This window comes from Euzebyales bacterium (assembly GCA_036374135.1).
GTDB lineage: Bacteria > Actinomycetota > Nitriliruptoria > Euzebyales > JAHELV01 > JAHELV01.
This window is the reverse complement of the sequence record DASUUK010000070.1, coordinates 1-20,120: the sequence shown is the minus strand read 5'-3', so window position 1 is coordinate 20,120 and position 20,120 is coordinate 1. Positions and strand designations below refer to the sequence as shown.

22 protein-coding genes and 1 tRNA gene are annotated in these 20,120 nt (G+C 70.6%); 19 read left to right on the top strand and 4 right to left on the bottom strand.

Annotated features, from left to right (window positions below):
• Window positions 1-53: 53 nt before the first annotated feature.
• A tRNA-Arg gene (locus VFZ70_12280) sits at window positions 54-126 on the bottom strand.
• A 121-nt stretch (window positions 127-247) separates the two neighbouring features.
• Between VFZ70_12280 and VFZ70_12275 the strand changes: the two genes are divergently transcribed.
• The 11 genes from VFZ70_12275 (at window position 248) to prmC (ending at window position 12,320) form a co-directional block, all read left to right on the top strand.
• Entirely contained in the window at window positions 248-625 is a 378-nt protein-coding gene (locus VFZ70_12275; GenBank protein HEX6256574.1) for a response regulator, read from the top strand.
• Complete coding sequence (locus VFZ70_12270; GenBank protein ID HEX6256573.1) at window positions 622-1,830, top strand: phospholipase D-like domain-containing protein; 1,209 nt, start codon at window positions 622-624, stop codon at window positions 1,828-1,830. The genes VFZ70_12275 and VFZ70_12270 overlap by 4 nt, the downstream gene beginning before the upstream one ends.
• A 61-nt stretch (window positions 1,831-1,891) precedes the next feature.
• Window positions 1,892-3,304, top strand: a complete 1,413-nt coding sequence (gene lysA, locus VFZ70_12265; GenBank protein HEX6256572.1) for a diaminopimelate decarboxylase — start codon at window positions 1,892-1,894, stop codon at window positions 3,302-3,304.
• A 34-nt stretch (window positions 3,305-3,338) separates the two neighbouring features.
• Window positions 3,339-4,631, top strand: coding sequence for a homoserine dehydrogenase (locus VFZ70_12260; protein ID HEX6256571.1), 1,293 nt, complete (start codon window positions 3,339-3,341; stop codon window positions 4,629-4,631).
• A gap of 109 nt (window positions 4,632-4,740) precedes the next feature.
• Window positions 4,741-5,826: a threonine synthase gene (gene thrC / locus VFZ70_12255; GenBank protein HEX6256570.1), complete on the top strand. Its 1,086-nt coding sequence runs from the start codon at window positions 4,741-4,743 to the stop codon at window positions 5,824-5,826.
• The gene (thrB, locus tag VFZ70_12250; protein ID HEX6256569.1) at window positions 5,823-6,755 is read left to right on the top strand and encodes a homoserine kinase; all 933 of its coding nucleotides are present in this window, start codon (window positions 5,823-5,825) and stop codon (window positions 6,753-6,755) included. The genes thrC and thrB overlap by 4 nt, the downstream gene beginning before the upstream one ends.
• Window positions 6,756-7,153: 398 nt before the next feature.
• On the top strand, window positions 7,154-8,710 hold the full coding sequence (gene rho / locus VFZ70_12245; protein ID HEX6256568.1) for a transcription termination factor Rho: 1,557 nt from the start codon (window positions 7,154-7,156) through the stop codon (window positions 8,708-8,710).
• A gap of 220 nt (window positions 8,711-8,930) precedes the next feature.
• Window positions 8,931-9,182: a 50S ribosomal protein L31 gene (gene rpmE / locus VFZ70_12240; protein ID HEX6256567.1), complete on the top strand. Its 252-nt coding sequence runs from the start codon at window positions 8,931-8,933 to the stop codon at window positions 9,180-9,182.
• Window positions 9,183-9,206: 24 nt separating this feature from the next.
• Window positions 9,207-10,247 (top strand): DUF1385 domain-containing protein, encoded by a 1,041-nt coding sequence (locus tag VFZ70_12235; protein ID HEX6256566.1) that lies wholly within the window; start codon window positions 9,207-9,209, stop codon window positions 10,245-10,247.
• 48 nt (window positions 10,248-10,295) lie between these two features.
• On the top strand, window positions 10,296-11,381 hold the full coding sequence (prfA, locus tag VFZ70_12230; GenBank protein HEX6256565.1) for a peptide chain release factor 1: 1,086 nt from the start codon (window positions 10,296-10,298) through the stop codon (window positions 11,379-11,381).
• The gene (prmC, locus tag VFZ70_12225; protein HEX6256564.1) at window positions 11,382-12,320 is read left to right on the top strand and encodes a peptide chain release factor N(5)-glutamine methyltransferase; all 939 of its coding nucleotides are present in this window, start codon (window positions 11,382-11,384) and stop codon (window positions 12,318-12,320) included. It begins immediately after the preceding gene.
• A 45-nt stretch (window positions 12,321-12,365) separates the two neighbouring features.
• On the opposite strand, the gene VFZ70_12220 is transcribed toward prmC, so the two are convergent.
• From VFZ70_12220 to VFZ70_12210, 3 genes are all read right to left on the bottom strand, one after another.
• Entirely contained in the window at window positions 12,366-12,974 is a 609-nt protein-coding gene (locus VFZ70_12220) for a mismatch-specific DNA-glycosylase (protein ID HEX6256563.1), read from the bottom strand.
• Between the two features lie 52 nt (window positions 12,975-13,026).
• A complete protein-coding gene (locus tag VFZ70_12215; protein ID HEX6256562.1) occupies window positions 13,027-13,527 on the bottom strand; it encodes a DNA-3-methyladenine glycosylase I in 501 nt (166 codons plus the stop codon).
• Window positions 13,528-13,618: 91 nt separating this feature from the next.
• Window positions 13,619-15,145, bottom strand: a complete 1,527-nt coding sequence (locus VFZ70_12210; protein ID HEX6256561.1) for an ATP-dependent DNA ligase — start codon at window positions 15,143-15,145, stop codon at window positions 13,619-13,621.
• Window positions 15,146-15,260: 115 nt separating this feature from the next.
• Here VFZ70_12210 and VFZ70_12205 point away from each other — a divergent pair, with 115 nt between their 5' ends.
• The 8 genes from VFZ70_12205 to VFZ70_12170 form a co-directional block, all read left to right on the top strand.
• Window positions 15,261-15,908, top strand: coding sequence for an L-threonylcarbamoyladenylate synthase (locus tag VFZ70_12205; GenBank protein ID HEX6256560.1), 648 nt, complete (start codon window positions 15,261-15,263; stop codon window positions 15,906-15,908).
• 77 nt (window positions 15,909-15,985) lie between these two features.
• Window positions 15,986-17,269, top strand: a complete 1,284-nt coding sequence (gene glyA, locus VFZ70_12200; GenBank protein HEX6256559.1) for a serine hydroxymethyltransferase — start codon at window positions 15,986-15,988, stop codon at window positions 17,267-17,269.
• A 160-nt stretch (window positions 17,270-17,429) separates the two neighbouring features.
• A complete protein-coding gene (locus tag VFZ70_12195) occupies window positions 17,430-17,666 on the top strand; it encodes a hypothetical protein (GenBank protein HEX6256558.1) in 237 nt (78 codons plus the stop codon).
• On the top strand, window positions 17,653-18,105 hold the full coding sequence (locus VFZ70_12190) for an AtpZ/AtpI family protein (protein HEX6256557.1): 453 nt from the start codon (window positions 17,653-17,655) through the stop codon (window positions 18,103-18,105). The genes VFZ70_12195 and VFZ70_12190 overlap by 14 nt, the downstream gene beginning before the upstream one ends.
• Window positions 18,098-18,640, top strand: a complete 543-nt coding sequence (locus VFZ70_12185) for a hypothetical protein (protein HEX6256556.1) — start codon at window positions 18,098-18,100, stop codon at window positions 18,638-18,640. Before VFZ70_12190 ends, VFZ70_12185 begins: the two co-directional genes overlap by 8 nt.
• On the top strand, window positions 18,637-19,431 hold the full coding sequence (gene atpB / locus VFZ70_12180) for a F0F1 ATP synthase subunit A (GenBank protein HEX6256555.1): 795 nt from the start codon (window positions 18,637-18,639) through the stop codon (window positions 19,429-19,431). The genes VFZ70_12185 and atpB overlap by 4 nt, the downstream gene beginning before the upstream one ends.
• Before the next feature lie 65 nt (window positions 19,432-19,496).
• Complete coding sequence (gene atpE, locus VFZ70_12175; GenBank protein HEX6256554.1) at window positions 19,497-19,712, top strand: ATP synthase F0 subunit C; 216 nt, start codon at window positions 19,497-19,499, stop codon at window positions 19,710-19,712.
• 64 nt (window positions 19,713-19,776) lie between these two features.
• A partial coding sequence (locus VFZ70_12170) for an ATP synthase F0 subunit B (GenBank protein ID HEX6256553.1) occupies window positions 19,777-20,120 on the top strand: 344 nt, incomplete at its 3' end.

Sequence of the window (20,120 nt, the reverse complement as noted above, 5' to 3'; positions counted from 1 at the left end):
GAACGCGCGCGAGAACACAACAGGCCGAAGATGCTGGTCGCAATGGCGGAGTGCGCCCGCGGCAGGAATCGAACCTGCGGCCTTCTGCTCCGGAGGCAGACGCTCTATCCCCTGAGCTACGCGGGCGGGGACTCGCAGAGGAGCCACCGGCAGCTTAGCATCGGACGCACGAGATCTCGGCTGCGCCATCGATCCCCACCGGCCGGACGAGGCGTCGGTTGCGTGCGGACGGAAAGGGCAGTGTCGGATGGCTCGGGTGCTGGTCGTCGAGGACGATCGCGTCATTCGTGAGCTGCTCGTGGTCAACCTCGAGATGGAGGGCCACGAGGCGTTCACGGCCGCCGATGGCACATCGGCCCTGACGGCGGTCACCGAGCACAGGCCTGACATCGTGCTGCTCGACATGATGCTGCCCGGCATCGACGGGTGGGAGGTCGCCTCGCGGCTCAAGCGCGCGGCGGCGACGAGCGCGATACCGATCGTCGCGCTGTCCGCGCGCGCCATGCAGTCCGACATCGAGCGCGGACTGGCGCTCGGCGTGGACCGGTACGTGACCAAGCCGTTCGACCCGATCGAGCTCATGCAACTCGTCGCGAGCCTGACGCCCGTCGGAGGCACCGAATGAGCGATGCGGTACTGCCCGAAGATGCGCTGGACGAGGACGTGACCGGCATGGACGAAACCATCGCGCAGTGGCGCCGGATCATCGAGGGCGGTCTGGGTATCCCCGCGACCGGCGGCAACAAGGTCGACATCCTGCGCAACGGCGACGAGATCTTCCCGGCGATGCTCGACGCCATCAGACAGGCCGAGCACACCGTCGACATGCTGACGTACGTGTACTGGACGGGTGACATCGCACGGCGGTTCGCGGCGGCCCTGTGTGAACGGGCGCAGGCCGGTGTGCGGGTGCGGATCCTGCTCGACGCGATCGGTGCGGCCGCGATCGACCGCGACCTCATCGACGAGATGAACGACGCCGGCTGCCACTGCGAGTGGTACCGACCACCGACGACCTGGAAGGTATGGGAGACCGACCACCGCACGCACCGCAAGATCCTCGTGTGCGACGGCCGTGTCGGCTTCACCGGCGGCGTGGGCATCGCCGAGGAATGGGAGGGCGACGCCCGTGACCCCGGCGAGTGGCGCGATACGCACGTCCGCATCGAGGGCCCGGCGGTCGACGGGCTGCGTGCGGCGTTCATCACGAACTGGCGCGAGACGGGCCAGACGCTGTTCGACGAGCGGGACCAGTTCAACGAGCACGGACGTGCCGGAGACGCATTGGTTACCGTGCTGCGCTGCCCCGCGCAGATCGGCTGGACCGACCTCCACACGATGTTCGGTCTGCTGATCGACAAGGCCGAGCGGTCGATCAACCTGACGACCGCCTACTTCGTCCCCGACGAGCAGACCGTGGAGCGGCTCATCGGCGCGGCGGAGCGCGGTGTGGAGGTGACGGTCCTGGTGCCCGGTCCCCACGCCGACAAGCGCGTCGTCCAGCTGGCAGGGGAGAAGGAGTTCGAGCCACTGCTGGATGCGGGCGTCGACATCCACTCCTATCAGCAGTCGATGCTGCACGCGAAGGTCATGACCGTCGACGGTTGCGTGGCCACGACCGGATCGGGCAACCTGGACCAGCGTTCGATGCGACTCAACGACGAGTGCAACGTGATCCTGATCGACCGCGCGCTCACGGCCGAGCTCGACGATCAGTTCGCCGACGACCTGTCGTTGTCCGAGCGGCTGCACCCCGAGCGCTGGGCGGAACGCGGGCCGGCCCAACGCGTCAAGGAAGCCTCGACGAACGCCTTCGACCACAAACTGTGATCCCGGCGGGTCGGTCCGCAGGCTCCAGTGGCCCACCCGTCGGCTCAGCAAGGATCCTGGTATGGCTACGCGTCCCCCTCCTCCGGGCACCGCGTCCGCGGCGCAGGCGTTCCCGGGGAGCGCAACGTTCGCCGACGGGTGGCTGACGGCCGTCGGCGGCGTCGACGTACGCGTGTTGGCCGCCCGCTTCGGCACGCCGCTGTACGTGATCGACGCCGCGGAGCTGCGCGGACGCATGCATGCGTGGCGCACGGCGTTCGCGGGCTGGAACGTCGCGTACGCATCCAAAGCGCTGTGCGTGACCGGTGTGCTCCAGCTCGCCGTGCGCGAAGGCCTGGCCGTCGACGTCGCGAGCGCAGGTGAGCTGGCCACCGCCCAACGGGCCGGCGTGCCGGGTGCGCGGCTGATCCTGCACGGCAACAACAAGTCGGTGACGGAGTTGGAGCTGGCGGCCGACGCCGGCGTGGGACGGGTCGTGGTGGACAGCTTCGACGAATTCGATCGCATGGCGACGGTCGCGCAGCGCCGGGGGCACACGTTCGACGTGCTGTTGCGCGTCACGCCGGGGGTCGACACCAGCACGCACGCCTACATCCGCACCGGTCACGACGACACGAAGTTCGGGTTCACGCTCTCGACCGGTCTCGCCGCGGAGGCGGTGCAGCGTGCGGTCAAGCAGCCAGGGGTCCGCCTGCGCGGGCTGCACTGCCACCTGGGTTCGCAGCTGCTGACCACCGAGGTGTTCACCCGGGCTGCGGGGATCATGACAGCGTTCCTGGCCGAGATGGGCGACCTGCACGGTCAGCGCTTCGACGAGCTGAACCTGGGGGGCGGCCTCGGCATCACCTACACCGACGAGCGCCCCGTCGATGTCAGCGAGCACGGCGCGGCGCTGCGGGAGGCGGTCGCTGCGGGCGTCCGACGTTTCGGGCTGCCGCCGTTGCGACTGACCGTCGAACCGGGCCGGGCGATCGTGGGGCCCGCCGGACTGACGCTGTACGAGGTCGGCACGGTCAAGGCGCTCGACGGCGGACGCACCTACGTCAGCGTGGACGGTGGCATGAGCGATAACCTGCGACCGGCGCTGTACGGGGCGCGTCACCGGTTCGTCCCCGCGGGAGCGTCGCGCGCCGGGCCGTCGCGCGGCATGGACGTCGTCGGCAAGCACTGCGAGTCCGGCGACCTGCTGGGGCGTGACGTCGAGCTGCCCGCGGAGCTCGCGCCGGGCGATCTGCTCGCGGTCGGCGCGACCGGGGCGTACACGCACGCGATGGCCAGCAACTACAACCGTCTGCCGCGACCGGCGATGGTCCTGGTCAGCGACGGCCGGGCGCAGCTGCTGGTGCGTCGCGAGACGCTCGACGACGTGCTCGAGCGGGACCAGGTGCTCGCGGACGACGTGCTCGATGACGCGCCCCCGGACGATGCCCCCGCACCCGATCGGGTGCACGCCGACGACGCCTACACTCGGTGATCATGATGAGGCGAGTGGCATCGGTGGGGCGGGCGTGACGACGAACAACGACCACCTGACGGTGGGCATGCTCGGCTGCGGCACGGTGGGCACCGGTGTGGCCCGCCTGTTGCGCGACCACGCCGATCAGATCGCCGCGCGCGTCGGGGTGCCGGTCGAGCTCGGGCCCGTCGCCGTGCGCGACACCACACGGCCACGTGACGTCGAGATCGCCCGGCTCACCAGCGACGCGCACGCCGTGACGACCGGTCCCGACGTCGACATCGTGGTCGAGGTCATCGGTGGCATCGAGCCCGCGCGCTCGTTGATCGTCGAGGCGCTCGAGTCGGGCAAGTCGGTGGTCACCGCCAACAAGGAGCTCGTGTCGACGCACGGCGAGGAGCTGATGGCCCTCGCCCGGGGCAAGGGCGCGCGACTGGAGTACGAGGCCGCGGTCGCCGGTGGCATCCCCATCATCCGACCGCTGCGCGAGTCGCTCGCGGGCGACCGCGTGCGCCGCGTGCTCGGCATCCTCAACGGCACGACGAACTACATCCTCACCCACATGACCGACCACGGCATGCCCTTCGCGGAGGCGCTGGAGGAGGCACAGCGCCTGGGCTACGCCGAGTCCGACCCGACCGCGGACATCGAGGGCGACGATGCCGCGGCCAAGACTGCCATCCTGGCGTCGCTGGCGTTCGACGCCCGCGTGGTCGTCGGCGACGTGTACCGCGAGGGCATCGCGCGGGTGACGCCGAGCGACATCGCGTTCGCGCGCCGCATGGGCTACGTCATCAAGCTGCTGGGGATCGCCGACGACGACGGCGAACGGATCGGCGCGCGCGTCCACCCGTGCCTCATACCGTCGGACCATCCGCTCGCGAGCGTCCGTGATTCGTTCAACGCCGTGTTCGTCGAAGCCGAAGCGGTCGACGACCTGATGTTCTACGGCCGGGGAGCCGGCGCCATGCCGACCGGCAGTGCCGTGGTGGGCGACATCGTGGCCGCAGCCCGGGGCCTGTTGTCGGGTGAGCAGGCGGGTACCCCGGCGGCGCACCGCGACGGGTGCATCCGCCCGTTCGACGAGCTCATCGCGCAGTACTCGTTGCGGCTGTCGGTGTCCGACCGCCCGGGCGTGCTCGCCGACATCGCGTCGGTCTTCGGCGCCCGGGACGTCTCTATCAAGAGCGTCTGGCAGGAGGGGACGGGCGAGACCGCGCAGCTCGTGTTCATCACGCACGCGGCGCGTGAGCGCGACGTGCAGTGGACGGTCGCCGACCTGCGATCACTGGCCTCGGTCCGCGACATCACGAGCGTCCTGCGGGTCGAAGGAGGCGAAGTGTGAGGGCCCCATGTAATGGCGGCGGTAGGCACACATCTCGTGCCTCATGTAGCGGCGGCGGTAGGCACACATCATGAGCGTTCTGGCGGACAGGGAGTCGAAGGTTGGCGTCGTGGCCACCGATGGAGCCACGGCGGCCCGCGCGAACGGGCAGTGGCGGGGTGTCATCGCGGAGTACCGGTCCTGGTTGCCGGTGACCGATGACACGCCGGTCGTCACGCTACGGGAAGGTGGCACGCCCCTCATCCACTCGTCGGCGCTGTCCGAGGACACGGGTTGTGACGTCTGGCTGAAGTTCGAGGGCGCCAACCCGACCGGGTCGTTCAAGGACCGGGGGATGACGCTCGCCATCTCGAAGGCCGCCGAGCAGGGCGCACGTGCGGTGATCTGCGCGTCGACCGGCAACACGTCGGCGGCTGCCGCGGCGTACGCGGCCAAGGCGGGCATGGTGTGCGGCGTCGTGATCCCCGACGGCAAGGTAGCCCTGGGCAAGCTGGCCCAGGCTCTCGTGCACGGCGCGGTCGTCGTCCAGCTCGACGGCAACTTCGACGCCGCGTTGAAGATCTGCCGGCAGCTCGCCGACAGGTACCCCGTCGAGCTGGTCAACTCGGTCAACCCCTTCCGGATCGAGGGTCAGAAGACCGCGTCGTTCGAGGTCTGCGACATGCTGGGGCGGGCGCCGGACTTCCATGTGCTGCCCGTCGGCAACGCCGGCAACATCACGGCCTACTGGCAGGGGTACCGCGAGTACCGCGAGGCCGGCCGCATCCCGGCGACACCCCGGATGTGCGGCTTCCAGGCGGCGGGCGCCGCGCCGATCGTGGGCGGCAGTCCCGTGGCCGACCCGTCGACGATCGCGACGGCGATCCGCATCGGTAACCCGGCGTCATGGGCACGGGCGGAGGCTGCCGCGGCGGACAGTGACGGGTTGATCCGGGCGGTCACCGATCGCGACATCCTCCGCGCGTACCGCAGGCTGGCACGGGAGGGCGTGTTCGCCGAGATGGCGTCGGCGGCCAGCGTCGCAGGGCTGCTGGCCATGTCGGCCGCCGGCGAGCTGCCGTCGGGATCGACGGTCGTCTGCACGCTGACCGGCCACGGTCTCAAGGACCCCGACTGGGCGATCGCCGGCGCGGCAAAGCCCGACGTGCTGCCGGTCGAGGCCGCGCGGGTCGCCGAGCACCTGGGCCTGGCATGACGGCGTCGCCGGACGCCGCGGCGGCCGATCACGGGCTCCCTCCGGCGGTGCGGGCGACCGTACCGGCGAGCAGCGCCAATCTCGGTCCGGGATTCGACGTGCTCGCGATCGCGTTGGATCTGACGCTCGACGTGACCGCCGTACCCTACGAGGGCCGTCGCGTGGTCGCGACCGGGGAGGGCGTCGGCGAGCTCTCCGAGGACGACGACAACCTCGTCTGGCGGGCACTCGTGACGTTCTGTGAGGACCACGACGTCGCGGTGCCCGACGTGACGCTGCACTGTCGCAGCAGGATCCCGCTCGAGCGCGGGTTGGGGTCGTCATCAGCGGCGGCCGTCGCCGGTCTCGTGCTGGCACGCCACCTGACCGGAGTCGCCGTCGGCGACGACAACCTCGTCACGCACGCCAGCCGACTCGAAGGCCACCCCGACAACGCGGCCGCCGCCGTGCTCGGTGGGTTGGTCGTCGCCGGCGACGGACCCACACGACGGTTCGAACCGACCCGCGGCCTGCGCCCGATCGCATGCGTGCCCCAACAGCGCTCCGCGACCTCGGCCGCCCGCGGGCTGGTCCCGAGCGACGTGGCCGTGTCCACGCTGGTCGGGGCCGCGCGCGGCACGGCCCTGGTGCTGGCCGGTCTGGCCGGGATGGCGGCGTGGGATCCGGCGGTCATGAGGGACGCGGTGCACGAGCCACCGCGGCTGGCGGCGATGCCCGCCACGCGCCGCCTTGTCGACGCCCTGCGCGCTGCCGGCGACGGCGCCTGCCTGTCGGGCGCCGGACCGTCGATCCTGGTGGTCGTGCCGGCCGACGACCGTGGGGCGGTCGATCGCGTGCGACGGCTCGCCGGAGACGGCTGGCGGGTCCTGGCCCTGGCCTGGGACCGCGCCGGCGCACGTGTCGATGTCCGCCCGGGATCAGCTTCGTAGCGGACGACGCGACGCCGTGCCGCGCTGTGTGATGTGGACAGATGCCGCTGTCGGGGGTGTTTGTCGCTGCTCACCGCCCCGGCTAGACTTGCCCCTGATCGCCACCCGATGACCTGCATCGGTGTCCGGCGGTCACCCCACCGCAGGCAGGTTGGATCTCGTCAAGTGTGCGACGGGGTGTCTTCGAGGGTCATGCCTCACCACGATGCGGACCCATCACCTGACGTGCCGTCGTGCCGTGTCGACAGCCCTGTGCCCTGCCGAACGGCAGCATCGCTTGTCAGGCAGCTTCGTACGTCGCCAGCACGGTGACACCGCAACCGCGTCCGTTCTACGGCGCGGCCCTTCCACCCCGCCACCGATGCACGTCCCACTGTCGAACGACAGGAGCACCAGGGATGGACCCCAACGTCCTCGCACGCAAGCAACTGCCCGAGCTGCGCTCCATGGCGGCCGAGCTGCGGATGCGTGGATACCAGCGTCTGCGCAAGGCTGACCTGATCGACGCAATCGTCAAGGAGGCCAACCGGCAGGCCGATCCGAACCGTCGATCCGAGGCGAGCAACGGCAGCGGCCCCGCGGATGGGACTGACGCGCACGACGACGGCGGATCCGGTGGCTCCGACGCCGAGCAGCTACGCCTCGAACGCGACGAGGACGAGGCCGACGGCGACCGGAACGGTGGTGACGACGACGACTACGACAATGAGAGCGGCCCGCGACGCCGGCGCCGCAGCCGCCGGGAGCGCCGCCGGACCCGTGGCGGCGGCAATGACGGTGACCGCCGCAGCCAGCAGTCGCGCGACGATGACGCGGTGATCCCCGACTCGGCCGAGATCCGCACCGGCGTGCTGGACGTGCTGCCGGAGGGCTACGGGTTCCTGCGGACCACGGGCTACCTGCCCGGCGACCGCGACGCGTACGTCTCGCAGAGCACGATCCGCAAGATGGGGTTGCGACGGGGTGACATCGTGTCGGGCCCGATCCGCCAGCACAAGTCCAGCGACAAGGTGCCGGCGCTGGCGATGGTGCAGACGGTCAACGGCGTGGAGCTCGGCGACGGCGACCGCGTGCCCGACCGCCCCGACTTCAAGGACATGACGCCGCTGTTCCCCGACGAGCGCCTGCACCTGGAGACGCCGGGCGGCCCGATCTCGATGCGCATCGTCGACCTCATGTCGCCGGTCGGCAAGGGCCAGCGCGGGCTGATCGTCTCGCCGCCGAAGGCCGGCAAGACGACCATTCTCAAGGAGCTCGGCCAGGCGATCGTCGCCAACAACCCCGAGTGCCACCTGATGGTCGTACTCGTCGACGAGCGGCCCGAGGAGGTCACCGACATGCAGCGGTCGGTCAAAGGCGAGATCGTCGCCTCGACCTTCGACCGCCCCGCCGACGATCACACCCAGATTGCGGAGCTCGCCATGGAGCGTGCGAAGCGACTGGTCGAGCAGGGCCAGGACGTAGTCGTGCTGCTCGACTCGATCACCCGCCTGGCGCGCGCCTACAACCTGTCGGCCCCGGCGTCGGGGCGCATCATGTCCGGCGGTGTCGACTCGACTGCGCTGTATCCGCCGAAGCGCTTCTTCGGCGCGGCCCGCAACATCGAGGAGGGCGGCAGCCTGACGATCATCGCGACCGCGCTCATCGAGACGGGCTCGAAGATGGACGAGGTGATCTTCGAGGAGTTCAAAGGCACCGGCAACATGGAGCTGCGCCTGGATCGCCGCATGGAGCAGAAGCGGATCTTCCCGGCCATCGACATCGACGCCAGCGGTACGCGCCGAGAGGAGCTGTTGTTCGATCGCGAGGAGCTCGCGATCGTGTGGAAGCTGCGGCGGGTGCTCGCAGCGCTGGAGGGCCCGTCCGCCCTGGAGTTGCTGATCGACAAGATGAAGGCCACGCGGTCCAACAACCAGTTCCTGACCCAGATCCAGAGCTCGAACCTGCAGACCTGAGGTCCCCTGGGCCGTTGGGAGTCGAGCGCCAGCGAGACGACCAAGGTGTCGCTTCGGACCGCTCACCTGGGTCCCGCGGCTGACGCCGCGCTCCTCGCGGCCTCGGAGTCCTACGCGACACCCATGTGCCCTGCGTGATCGAAGAACTCCAAACGCGGCATCCGCCGGTAGGGTGTGCAATCGCGCCGGTCGGAAATCGGCGCCACGGACAGGAGACACGATGAAGGCTGACATCCACCCGGACTACGTCGTCGCGAACGTGCGGTGCTCATGCGGCAACGAGTTCACCACCCGTAGCACCACGTCGGACATCCGCGTCGAGCTGTGCAACCAGTGCCACCCCTTCTACACGGGCAAGCAGAAGCTGGTCGACTCGGGTGGCCGCGTCGAGCGGTACCGGCAGCGCTACGCGAAGTCGCAGGCCAAGCAGGCCGAGGCGGCCAAGCGCCAGGCGGGCAGGGGCGGGTCCTAGGTCACGGCGGGACACGAGGCGCCCATGGCATCCGACGACGCGCTCGCCTACTACGGCGGCCAGGCGGTCATCGAAGGCGTGATGATGCGCGGGACCGACCACTGGGCGGTCGCTGTGCGCCGTCCGTCAGGTGAGATCTACCTCGAGCGTCACGCGACGAGCGATCTGCCACGCCGCGTGCGCCTGTGGCGCCTGCCGATGTTCCGGGGCATGTTCGCGCTGGTCGACGCGTTGAAGGTCGGCACGCGCGCGCTCACGATCTCGGCCAACGAATCCGTGGAGGACGAGGAGCAGCTGTCGACCGGCGAGTTCGGCGGCAGCCTCCTGCTCGCGCTGCTCGTCTTCGTCGGCATCTTCGTCGTCCTGCCCAACCTCGGTCTCGCGCCCCTGCGGTCCGTGGTCGGCGACGGCCTGGTGTACCACCTCGTCGAAGGGGTCATCCGGGTCGTCATCTTCCTCGGGTACCTGATGGCGATCGCACTCGTCAGCGACATCCGGAGGGTGTTCGCCTACCACGGTGCCGAGCATCAGACGATCGCGGCGTGGGAGCACGGCGCGGCACTGGATCCGGCGACGATCAGCGGGTTCTCGACCAAGCACGTGCGGTGCGGGACGAACTTCCTGATCATGGTCATGCTCATCGCGATCCTCGTCTACTCGGTGGCCGGATCCCTGCTGCCGCCGCCCGGAGAGGGCGTCGTGGCGGGCATCGCGTACCACGTGCTGCTGCGCGTGGCGCTGCTGCCCGTGGTCGCCGGCCTGGCCTACGAAGGGCTGCGGCTCGGCGCCGGGCGGGACAACGCGCTGGTCAACGCGCTCATGAAGCCGGGGATCTGGCTGCAGCACATCACGACCAGGCCGTCGGAGCCCGCGATGGTGGAGGTAGCGCTGCGGGCGTTCGAGGCCGTCGCGCCGAGTGACGAGCTGACCGCACGCATGTCGGCGCCGCTACCCTCGGCCGTCGTGTGGGGACCCGACGACATGGCCGATGCACCCGCGACGACCGAGCCGGCAACGACCGAGCCGACGTCGCAGCACGCTGACGAGCCAGCGGGCGGCACCTAGCGGCGGCACGTGGCCCCGGTAGCTGTCCGAATCCACGAAGGTTCCGTCATGTCCGACCGCCTGTTTGCGCGCCTCGACGAGATCGAGCGTGACTACGAGGAGCTGACCGCGTCGCTGGGCGACCCGGACATCTTCTCGGACCCCAAGCGCTATGCCGACGCCGCCAAGCGTCAGTCCGACCTGTCCGGTGTCGTCGACACGTACCGGACATACCGGCAGGTGACCGGTGACGCCGAGGTCGCACGCGAGCTGGCCCGTGAGGCGACCGGTGACGACCAGTCCGCGTTCCGCCAGGAGGCGAACGAGCTCGACGCCCGCGCGTCTGGCCTGGTCGATGAGCTGCGCGTGCGGCTGCTACCGAAGGACCCCCACGACGACCGCAACGTCATCGTCGAGATTCGCGCCGGCGCCGGCGGCGACGAGGCGGGCCTGTTCGCCGGCGAGCTGTATCGCATGTACACCCGCTTCGCCGAGCGCGCCGGCTGGAAGGCCGAGCAGATCAGCGCGTCGGAACAGGGCATCGGCGGGGTCAAGGAAGTCGTGTTCCAGGTCTCGGGCGACGGCGCGTACTCCCAGCTCAAGCACGAGTCGGGCGTCCACCGTGTGCAGCGCGTCCCCCAGACCGAGTCGGGCGGGCGGATCCACACGTCGACCGCGTCGGTCGCGGTCATGCCCGAGGCTGAGGAGGTCGACGTGCACGTCGACCCCAACGACCTTCGCGTCGACGTGTATCGCTCGTCGGGCCCCGGGGGCCAGTCGGTCAACACGACCGACTCGGCGGTGCGCATCACCCACGAGCCGACAGGCCTCGTCGTGTCCTGCCAGGACGAGAAGTCGCAGCTGCAGAACCGCGAGAAGGCGCTGCGGATCCTGCGCGCCCGACTGCTCCAGCTCGAGCAGGAGCGCGCGGCGAAGGAGCGTGCCGAGGCGCGGCTGTCCCAGATCGGCACCGGGGACCGCTCGGAGAAGATCCGCACCTACAACTTCCCGCAGAGCCGGGTGACCGACCACCGCATCGGTCTGTCGGTGCACAACCTGACGGAGGTCATGGACGGCGCGCTGTCCGAGCTGCTGTCCGGGCTGGTCGCCGAGGAGCAGCGGCGCCGCCTGGAGGCACTGGCGCTCGCCGACTAGGTGGCCGGCGACGTGGTGCGTCGTCCCGGCGCAGCACCGGACGGCCGGTGCCGGACGCCACCCTCCTGGTCGGGGGTGTGGTCGGGCGCGTCATCGCCCACCGTCGCCGAGCTCGTGCGGGCCGTGGCTACCCGGCTGGACGATGCCGACATCGACAGCCCCCGAGCGGACGCGCGGTGGCTCGTCGGCCACGCGTTGGGCCTGTCGGCGGCCGGGATGGTGCGCGACGCCACCCGGCGTGTGGACGCAGACGCTGTGGCAGAGCTCGCTGCGCTGGTCGACCGCCGCGCCGCGCGCGAGCCGTTGCAGCTGATCCTCGGCGATGTGGCGTTCCGTGGTCACCGCATCACGGTCCGGCCCGGCGTGTTCATACCCCGTCCCGAGACCGAGTTGCTCGTCGAGCACGCGCTCGGGCACCTGCACGACGACGGCGTTGTCGTCGAGCCGTGCGCGGGCACGGGCGCGGTGGCCTGTGCCATCGCCGTCGAGCGGCCCGCGGTGACGACCGTCGCGGTCGAGATCGAACCCGCCGCGGCGGACCTCGCCAGGCACAACGCCGCATCCCTCGGCGCGTCGGTCGACGTCCGCACCGGGCACCTGATGGAGCCGGTGCCCGGTGCGCTGCGCGGTGCCGTCGACGTGATCGTCGCGAACCCTCCCTACCTGACCGCGGCCGAATGGACCACACTGCCGCCGGAGGTCGTCGACTGGGATCCCCGTGTGGCCCTGGTCGCCGGCCCGACCGGCCACGAGGTGTCCGACGCGCTGATCGCGGCGGCGACGTCATGGCTGGGGCCGGGCGGTTGGCTCGTGCTCGAACTCGACGAGCACAGGGTCGACGAGACGGTTGGGCGGTCACGCGACGCCGGGCTCGTCGACGTCACCGCCCTCCGGGATCTGACCGGGCGGCCGCGCTTCGTCGAGGCGCGGCGCCGCTGAGCCGTCCGGTGCCGGCACCGCTCCGCATCGGGGCCGCGCTGGTCATCAGACCTCGTCGGCGTCAGGCGCCGTCGGACCGACGTCCAGGCCGGCCGCGACGGCGACGCGCCGGTACGCCAGCCCGAGCGACGCCACGGTTTCGTGGGCGTTCAGACCGCTGGGGTTCGGAACGATCCACAGCTCGGCGCCGGCAAGATCGTCGGACTGTCGACCGACCTGTGCACGTGGACGCCGGAAGCCGATCCTGTACGCCGTGACCCCCGCGACCGCGACCACTCGGGGCTGCCAATCCGCGACCCGCGATGCGAGCTCGGCCGCGCCGGCACGCAGTTCGTCGCGTTCGAGCTCGGAAGCCCGCGCCGTCGCCCGCGCCGCGATGTTGGTGATGCCTATCCCACGCCCGATCAGATGGCGACGGTCGGCGTCGTCCATGCCGGCGGCCGGGTCGATCGCGCGCCGGATCACGCCTCCCCGCCGCAGCGCCGGATAGAACCGGTTGCCGGGGTGGGCGAAATGCGTCTGGGTCGCCGCCGTCCACAGGCCGGGGTTGATGCCTACGAACAGCAGCCGTACGCCAGGGCCGATCAGGTCAGGCACCGTGGTGTCGCGGTAGCTCTCCAACTCGTCACGGGAGAATCGTCGGCGTGCCGTCATGGCGCGACCCTCCGGGCGCGACCCGACCGTTGCGGAGGCGCTCCCGCCGCGCTCACCCGTCGTCGCGCAGGTGCGCGGGCAACGCGCGCCCGCGGGCCTGCGCCCAATCCCTGTAGTCGGGCACGTCGGCCCCCCACGTGTACTGGGACCAGTACGCACCGAACTCGCCGATGTAGCGGAAGTGCCTGCGTAGTGCTCGCTCCCGTGTGTCGTAGTCGCCGGTGCGGGCCAACCACGCCCCGAACCCGTCATGTTCGGCCGCCAGACGCACGAACGTCCGGGCGTTGTCGGCGACCGCCGCGAGCTTGCCGCGGCTGCGGATCAGCCGCTCGTCGGCCACGAGCCGCTCGACGTCCTGATCGTCGTAGCCGGCCACGACCTCGGGATCGAAATCGGCGAACGCCTCGGCGATCGCGGGCCAGTGTGCCTCGACGACGCGCCATGACATGCCGGCGTTGAACACGGCGCGTGCGAGCACCTCGAAGTAGTCGGACGGCCCGGTGGGCGTGAGCTGTCGCGGTGCACCCGATTCCAGTGGTGTGAAGTCGTGCATGTCTCCTCCTCGTCCGCCAGCCCGTCGCGCCGAGTATGCGCCGGGACGAGGAGGCGGTCGACAGGCCTGTGGACAGTGTCGGTGAGGGTCGTCAGGCGCGGTCCCTGATGGCCCGGACCGTCGCGATCGTGTCGGCCTGCGCTGCGGTCTTGTCGTCCCGGTAGCGCTTGACGCGCGCGAAGCGCAGCGCGACACCGCCCGGGTACCGGGTGCTGGTCTGCACACCGTCGATGGCCACCTCCACGACCTGCTCCGGCCGCACGTGCACGACGTGGCCCTCGCGCGAGGTCTCGAGTTCGAGGAACCGTTCGGTCTGCCACGCCAGCATCTCGTCGGTCATGCCCTTGAAGGTCTTGCCCAGCATGACGAACCGGCCCTCGCTGTCGCGGGCGCCCAGGTGGATGTTCGACAGCCAGCCGCGCCGACGCCCCGACCCCCACTCGACCGCGAGCACGACGAGGTCCAACGTCCACGACGGCTTGACCTTGCGCCAGGCCGCACCGCGGCGACCGGCCTCGTACGGGCTGGCGGGATCCTTGACGACCATGCCCTCGAACCCGGTGGCGACCACGCGGTCGAAGAACGCCTCCAACGCGCCCGGGTCGTCGGTCTCGCAGCGTTCGACCACCGCGTCCGCGGGAACCGCGGCGTCCAGCGCTGTCAGCCGGCGCCGTAGCGGCTCGTCGATCAGGTCCACACCGTCGTGGTGGAGGCAGTCGAAGAAGCGCACCACCGTGACGTGACCGCCGCCGTCGCCTGCGGAGCCGTCGCCGAGCCGCTGCATCGTGACCTGGAACGTCTCGGGACGCCCGTCGTCGCGCAGCGAGACGGCCTCGCCGTCGAGGATCACGGCATCGACCGGCAACGCACGGACCGCAGCGACGATGCCCGGGACCTCCGCCGTGATGTCGCGCAGGCTGCGGGTGAACACGGCGAGGCGATCACCGTCGCGATGCACCTGGACGCGCGCGCCGTCGATCTTGGCATCGGCGATGACCGGTCCCGACCTTCCCGCCGCGAGGGCGGCCGCTGCATCGGCTGCGGTGGATGCCAGCATCGGCTGCACCGGTCGCATGACCTGCAGGGTGAAGCCCGCGAGTGCATCGACGCCGCTGCCCAGTGCGGCCGTCGTGACCTCGGCGAGGTCGTCGCTCAGCATGTAGGCGCGACGCACGGCGGCGGGGTCGACGTCGGCGGCCGCGGCGACGGCGGCCACCATCACCCCGTCGAGTGCGCCGTGACGCAACTCGCCGATCAGCAGCCGCCGCAGGAACGCCTGCTCGGGCCCGGTCGCGCGGGCGAACAGCTCGCCGAGCAGCTCGTCGCGACCGCGGCGGGAGCCGTCTCCGGTCATCCGGGCCAGCGCCGAGAGCATCGCGTCGACGTCCGTCAGCAGCAGGCTCGGTCGTGCGGCCGCGTCGGTCGTGACGTCGCGGGTCGCCGCGTAGCCGATCCCGATCCGCCCCTGCGGCGTCGCACCTGTCAGGTAGGCGACGGCCAGCGCACGGTCGCCGGGTCCCAGGCGCCGGATCATGTCGGCGAGCGTCGCGACCTTGCGCGTGCGCGCCCGTGTCGCACCGATGGCGTCGGACACGGTGACGAGTTCCTGCAGCAGCATGGGCGACCTCGGCGGGGCACGGGGTGCACCATTGTGGACGGCCGCCGACGCACGCGCTGGATGCACGGCGCACCCCGGAGGTCCGGGGGAGCGGGATGTGCGAGGCTGGGCCGCGATGAGCACCATGCGAACCCTTGACGACCACGACGAGGTCCTGACCGAGATCGGCGCGGTCCTGCGTGAGCCCGCGCTGGTGGTCCTGCCGACGGACACGGTGTACGGGGTGGTCGCCGACGCCTTCGACCCGCGGGCGACGGCGTCGCTGCGCAGCGCGAAGCGGCTGGCCCCGACCGCGCCATTGACCGTCGTGGTCCGCACACCTCGGCAGGCGGCCGCGTTGGCCGCCGACGTCCCAGAGGCGGCGGACCGCCTGATGGCGTCGTACTGGCCCGGTCCGTTGACCCTGGTACTGCCGGTCAACGAAGACCTGGCGTGGGACATCGGCGCGCTCGCGGTCGTCGCGGTGCGGATGCCGGCCGAGGTGACGTTGCTGGACGTCGTCGCGGACGTGGGCCCACTGGTGTGCTCGTCCGCCGCCCGTCCCGGCGACCCGTCACCCACCACGGTCGCAGCCGCGCGCGACGCACTGGGCGACGCTGTGGAGCTGTACGTCGACGACGGTCCCCGCGACGGCGAGGTGTCCACGGTCGTCGATCTGACCCGTGACCACGCCGTGGTGCTGCGCGAGGGCGCCGTGCCGGCTGCCGATGTCGAGCTCGTGGCCGCCGGCCGCGTCGACTGGGGCGACGTGCCGTCACCATGACGCCTTGGTCATGCTGGCCCGGTGACCGCTATCGTTCGTGCCTGCACCCGTCACCGGCCCGTGAGGATGAGCACACCATGACCGACGCGGACGCCAGGACCCGCTGGGGCCCGGACTACGACGCCCTCCGACGCGTCGACCCCGAGATCGCTGCGGCCATCTCCGACGAGATCACGCGCAAGCAGGAGAGCCTGCAGCTGATCGCCAGCGAGAACTTCACGTCGCCGGCGGTGCTCGCCGCGCAGGGCAGCGTGATGACCGACAAGTACGCGGAGGGCTACCCGGGGCGGCGCTACTACGGCGGGTGCGAGTTCGTCGACGTCGCCGAGCGGTTGGCCATCGAGCGGGCGAAGGACGTCTTCGGCGCCGAGCACGCCAACGTGCAGCCGCACTCGGGTGCACAGGCCAACATGGCCGCCTACACCGCGCTCGGCGTGGCACACGGTGACACGGTCATGGCCATGTCGCTCGCGCACGGCGGACACCTGACCCACGGGTCGCCCGTCAACTTCAGCGGCAAGTGGTACGAGATCGTCGGCTACGGCGTCCGCAAGGACGACGAACTGATCGACATGGACGAGGTCCGCAAACTCGCCCACGAACATCGCCCGAGGGTCATCGTCGCCGGGTACACCGCCTATCCGCGCCACGTCGACTTCGCCGCGTTCCGCGAGATCGCCGACGAGGTCGACGCGAACCTGATGGTCGACGCGGCCCACATCGCCGGGCTGATCGCCGGCGGCGCACATCCCTCACCGGTGCCCCACGCCGCCGTGGTGACCTTCACCACCCACAAGACGATGCGCGGACCGCGCGGTGGCACGATCCTCGCGACGTCTGCGCACGCCCGCGCCGTCGACAAGGCCGTGTTCCCGATGCTGCAGGGCGGACCGCAGATGCACGCGATCGCCGGCAAGGCCGTGGCCTTCCGCGAAGCGCAGCAACCCGACTACGCGGACTACGTGCGCGCTGTCGTGGACAACGCGACGGCGCTGTCGGACGCGTTGGCCGACGAAGGCCTGCGCGTCGTGTCGGGCGGGACCGACATCCACTACCTGCTCGCCGACGTGACCCCGCTCGGACTCACCGGCGCCGAGGCGGAGGAGCGGTGCGAGGCCGCAGGGATCGCCCTGAACAAGAACGCGATCCCGTACGACCAGCACCCGCCGATGGTGGCGAGCGGCATCCGCGTGGGCACGCCGTCGGTCACCACGCAGGGCATGGGACCCGACGACATGCGCACGGTCGCGTCGCTGATTGCCCGGGCGCTGCGCGGCGACGATGCCGACGCCGTGCGCTCCGAGGTCCGCGCGCTGGCCACCGCACACCCGATCTACGGGCTGTCGTCCAGCGGGAGATGATCCGGAAGTGCCTGCGCCCAACGAGCTTGTGCATTCATTCACAATCTGCTAAGGTGCGGGCGGACCGTACGAGCCGTACGTGACCTCGGTCCCGCGCGGTCGCTCGCCACGACCATCGATCGCGCGACACAGGTCGCCGGACATGACGACACGAGGTGCCATGTCGACGACGCAAACCGACGACCAGGGTCTCGGTGTGATGGCCGTGATCGCGATCCAGGTGGTCGTCGCCGTCGCGGTGTGGGGCCTGGCCGGCCTGCTCCTCGACCTGCTGATCGGCACGGGGCCGTGGCTGCAGTTCGGTGGGATCGTCCTGGGCACGATGATCGCGCTCGCGCTGGTCCAACGGCACGCGACCCCGATCGACGATGCGGAGGCGGCGCATGGCCGATCATGAGCGTCCCGGCCGGGACGCGCGACGCGCGCTCGTGCCGCCGCGCCCGGTGCGCTACGACGACGGCGGTGACGGCTGGACCCTCGCCGCCGAGCTGGTCACGGCCACGTTCGTCTGGGGCGGGATCGGCTGGCTCGGTGACCGCCTGCTGGGGACCGCTCCTGTGCTGATGGCGGTGGGCTTCGTCCTGGGCAACGCCCTGGGCGTCTACCTCATCTGGTTGCGCTCGCAGGACCGGTTCGAGCGTGAGCACGCCGACCTCATCGCCAGACGGGGACGGTCGACCCGCGGTCCTGCGACGGGGGAGCGTGGCGCCGCGCCGACGGACGCCGACCGTCAGTCCGGTGCACCGGCAGTGCCGGTAGGCGACGTCCGCGACGCCGACGGCGAGCCCGCCGGCCGGCGTCGCCGCGCGCCGCATGGAGGTCCGCGCGATGGTTGACGCGTCCAGACCGGTGCGACCGGTCACCCCCGACGAGCCGATCGAGTGGCGCCTTGCGCTGCGCGGTGTCGCGCTCACCGTCGCCGTCGGCGCAGTGTTCGTAGCCGGTGCCTGGTGGTGGCTGGGTGAACCGGGTGTGGCGGGTGCCGGGCTGGCCGTCGCGGTGGTCGCCGGGATGCAGGTGCTGTCGGGTGCCGCGCTGTCGCTGGCCGCGCCGTTCGGCCCGGGCGCACTGTTCGCCGCCGCACTCGGCGGCTACGTGCTCAAACTGGGCATCTACCTGCTGCTCATGGTCCTGCTGGGCGATGTCGAGGGCATCCACGGGCCCAGCCTCGCCGTCACCGCCGCTATCCTGCTGATGGTCGTGCTCGTGTGGCAGACCCGTCTCGTGCTGCGCGACAAGCGGTTGTTCTGGGTGACCGACGCGTCGGTGTCCGGCACCGCAGCCGGATCCGGTCGTGTGGTATACACGTCCGGTCATCCCACCCCCCCTCGTTCCGACGATCCGCGGAGCCCTGAAAGGACGTCTGCGTGAGGCCGTTGCTTGCTGCCGTTGAATACGGCGGACCCTGGGAGGTCCCGCCGGTCAACGAGCTGTTCGAGTTCCCGCCGTTCCTGTTCGAGGACACGATCATCGCGTTCAACCGCGTGGCGCTGCTGACGCTGTTGGCGTCCGCGCTGGCGCTCGTGGTGCTCTACGCCGGCCTCGGCAACCCCAAGCTGGTGCCGGGCAGGCTGCAGGCGGCGTGCGAGGCGATCGTCGAGTTCGTCCGCGAGCAGATCGCGATCCAGGTCATCGGCGCAGACGGCGTGCGTTGGGTGCCGCTGCTGCTCACGATCTTCATGTGGGTCTGGATGAACAACCTGTTCGAGATCCTGCCGTTCATCAACTTCCCACCGACCTCGCGCATCGCCCTGCCGTTCTTCCTGGCTGTGATCGTCTACGTGCTGTACATCTACCAGGGCATCAGGGCGCAGGGGGCCGGCACCTACTTCAAGGACTCGATCTTCCCGCCGGCCGCCCCGAAGCCGTTGTGGATCCTCATCGGGCCGATCGAGCTGATCTCGACCTTCCTGACGCGTCCGGTCACCCTGACGGTCCGGTTGTTCGCCAACATGATGGCCGGCCACATCCTGCTGACCCTGCTGTTCATCACCACGCACGCCTTCCTCGTGTTCGGACCGGGGTTGCCGGTCGGTCTGGTCGCGTTCGCGGCATCGCCGCTGATGATCGGGTTCGAGTTCGTGGTCGGTCTGCTGCAGGCCTACATCTTCACCATCCTCACCGCCGTCTACATCGGGTCGTCGCTGCACCCCGAGCACTGACGGCGGTGGGTTGACTGTCGTGCCCTGGTGCCCGACGGGCGCCGCAACGCAAGGAGGAAGTGGCAATGGAAGGTGACATCGGCTCCATCGGAGCTGGCCTGGTGTTCGGACTGGGAGCGATCGGTCCCGGCATCGGCCTGGGGTACCTGATCGGGAAGGCCATCGAGGCGATGGCGCGACAGCCCGAGGCCGCCGGCATGGTCCGCACGACGATGTTCCTGGGCATCGCGTTCGTGGAGGCGCTCGCGCTGTTCGGCTTCGTGCTGAGCTTCATCGTCTAGGACCGGCGCGTGTGCCGCTGACCAACGGTGCAGCCCGTAGCTCGTGAGTGAGTAGGAGACGTACATGGATGCAGTGACCGGGATGGTCCTGCTCGCCGCCGAAGAGGGCGGGGAGGCATCGGGCATCGACCTCGTGCTGCCGGCGACGGCCGAGCTTATCTGGGGTCTCGTCGGGTTCGTCATCCTCTTCGCCTTCGTCGTGTGGAAGGTCTGGCCGACGCTGAACCAGATGCTCGAGGAGCGCCAGCAGGCGATCCAGGGCAAGCTCGAGCAGGCCGAGCAGATCCGCACCGAGGCCGAGGAGCTGCGGCGCAGCTACCAGGAGCGGCTGCGGGAGGTGCGCAGCCGGGCCGACGAGCTGATCGAGCAGGCCCGCGCCGACGCCGAGCAGGTCCGCGAGCAGAAGGT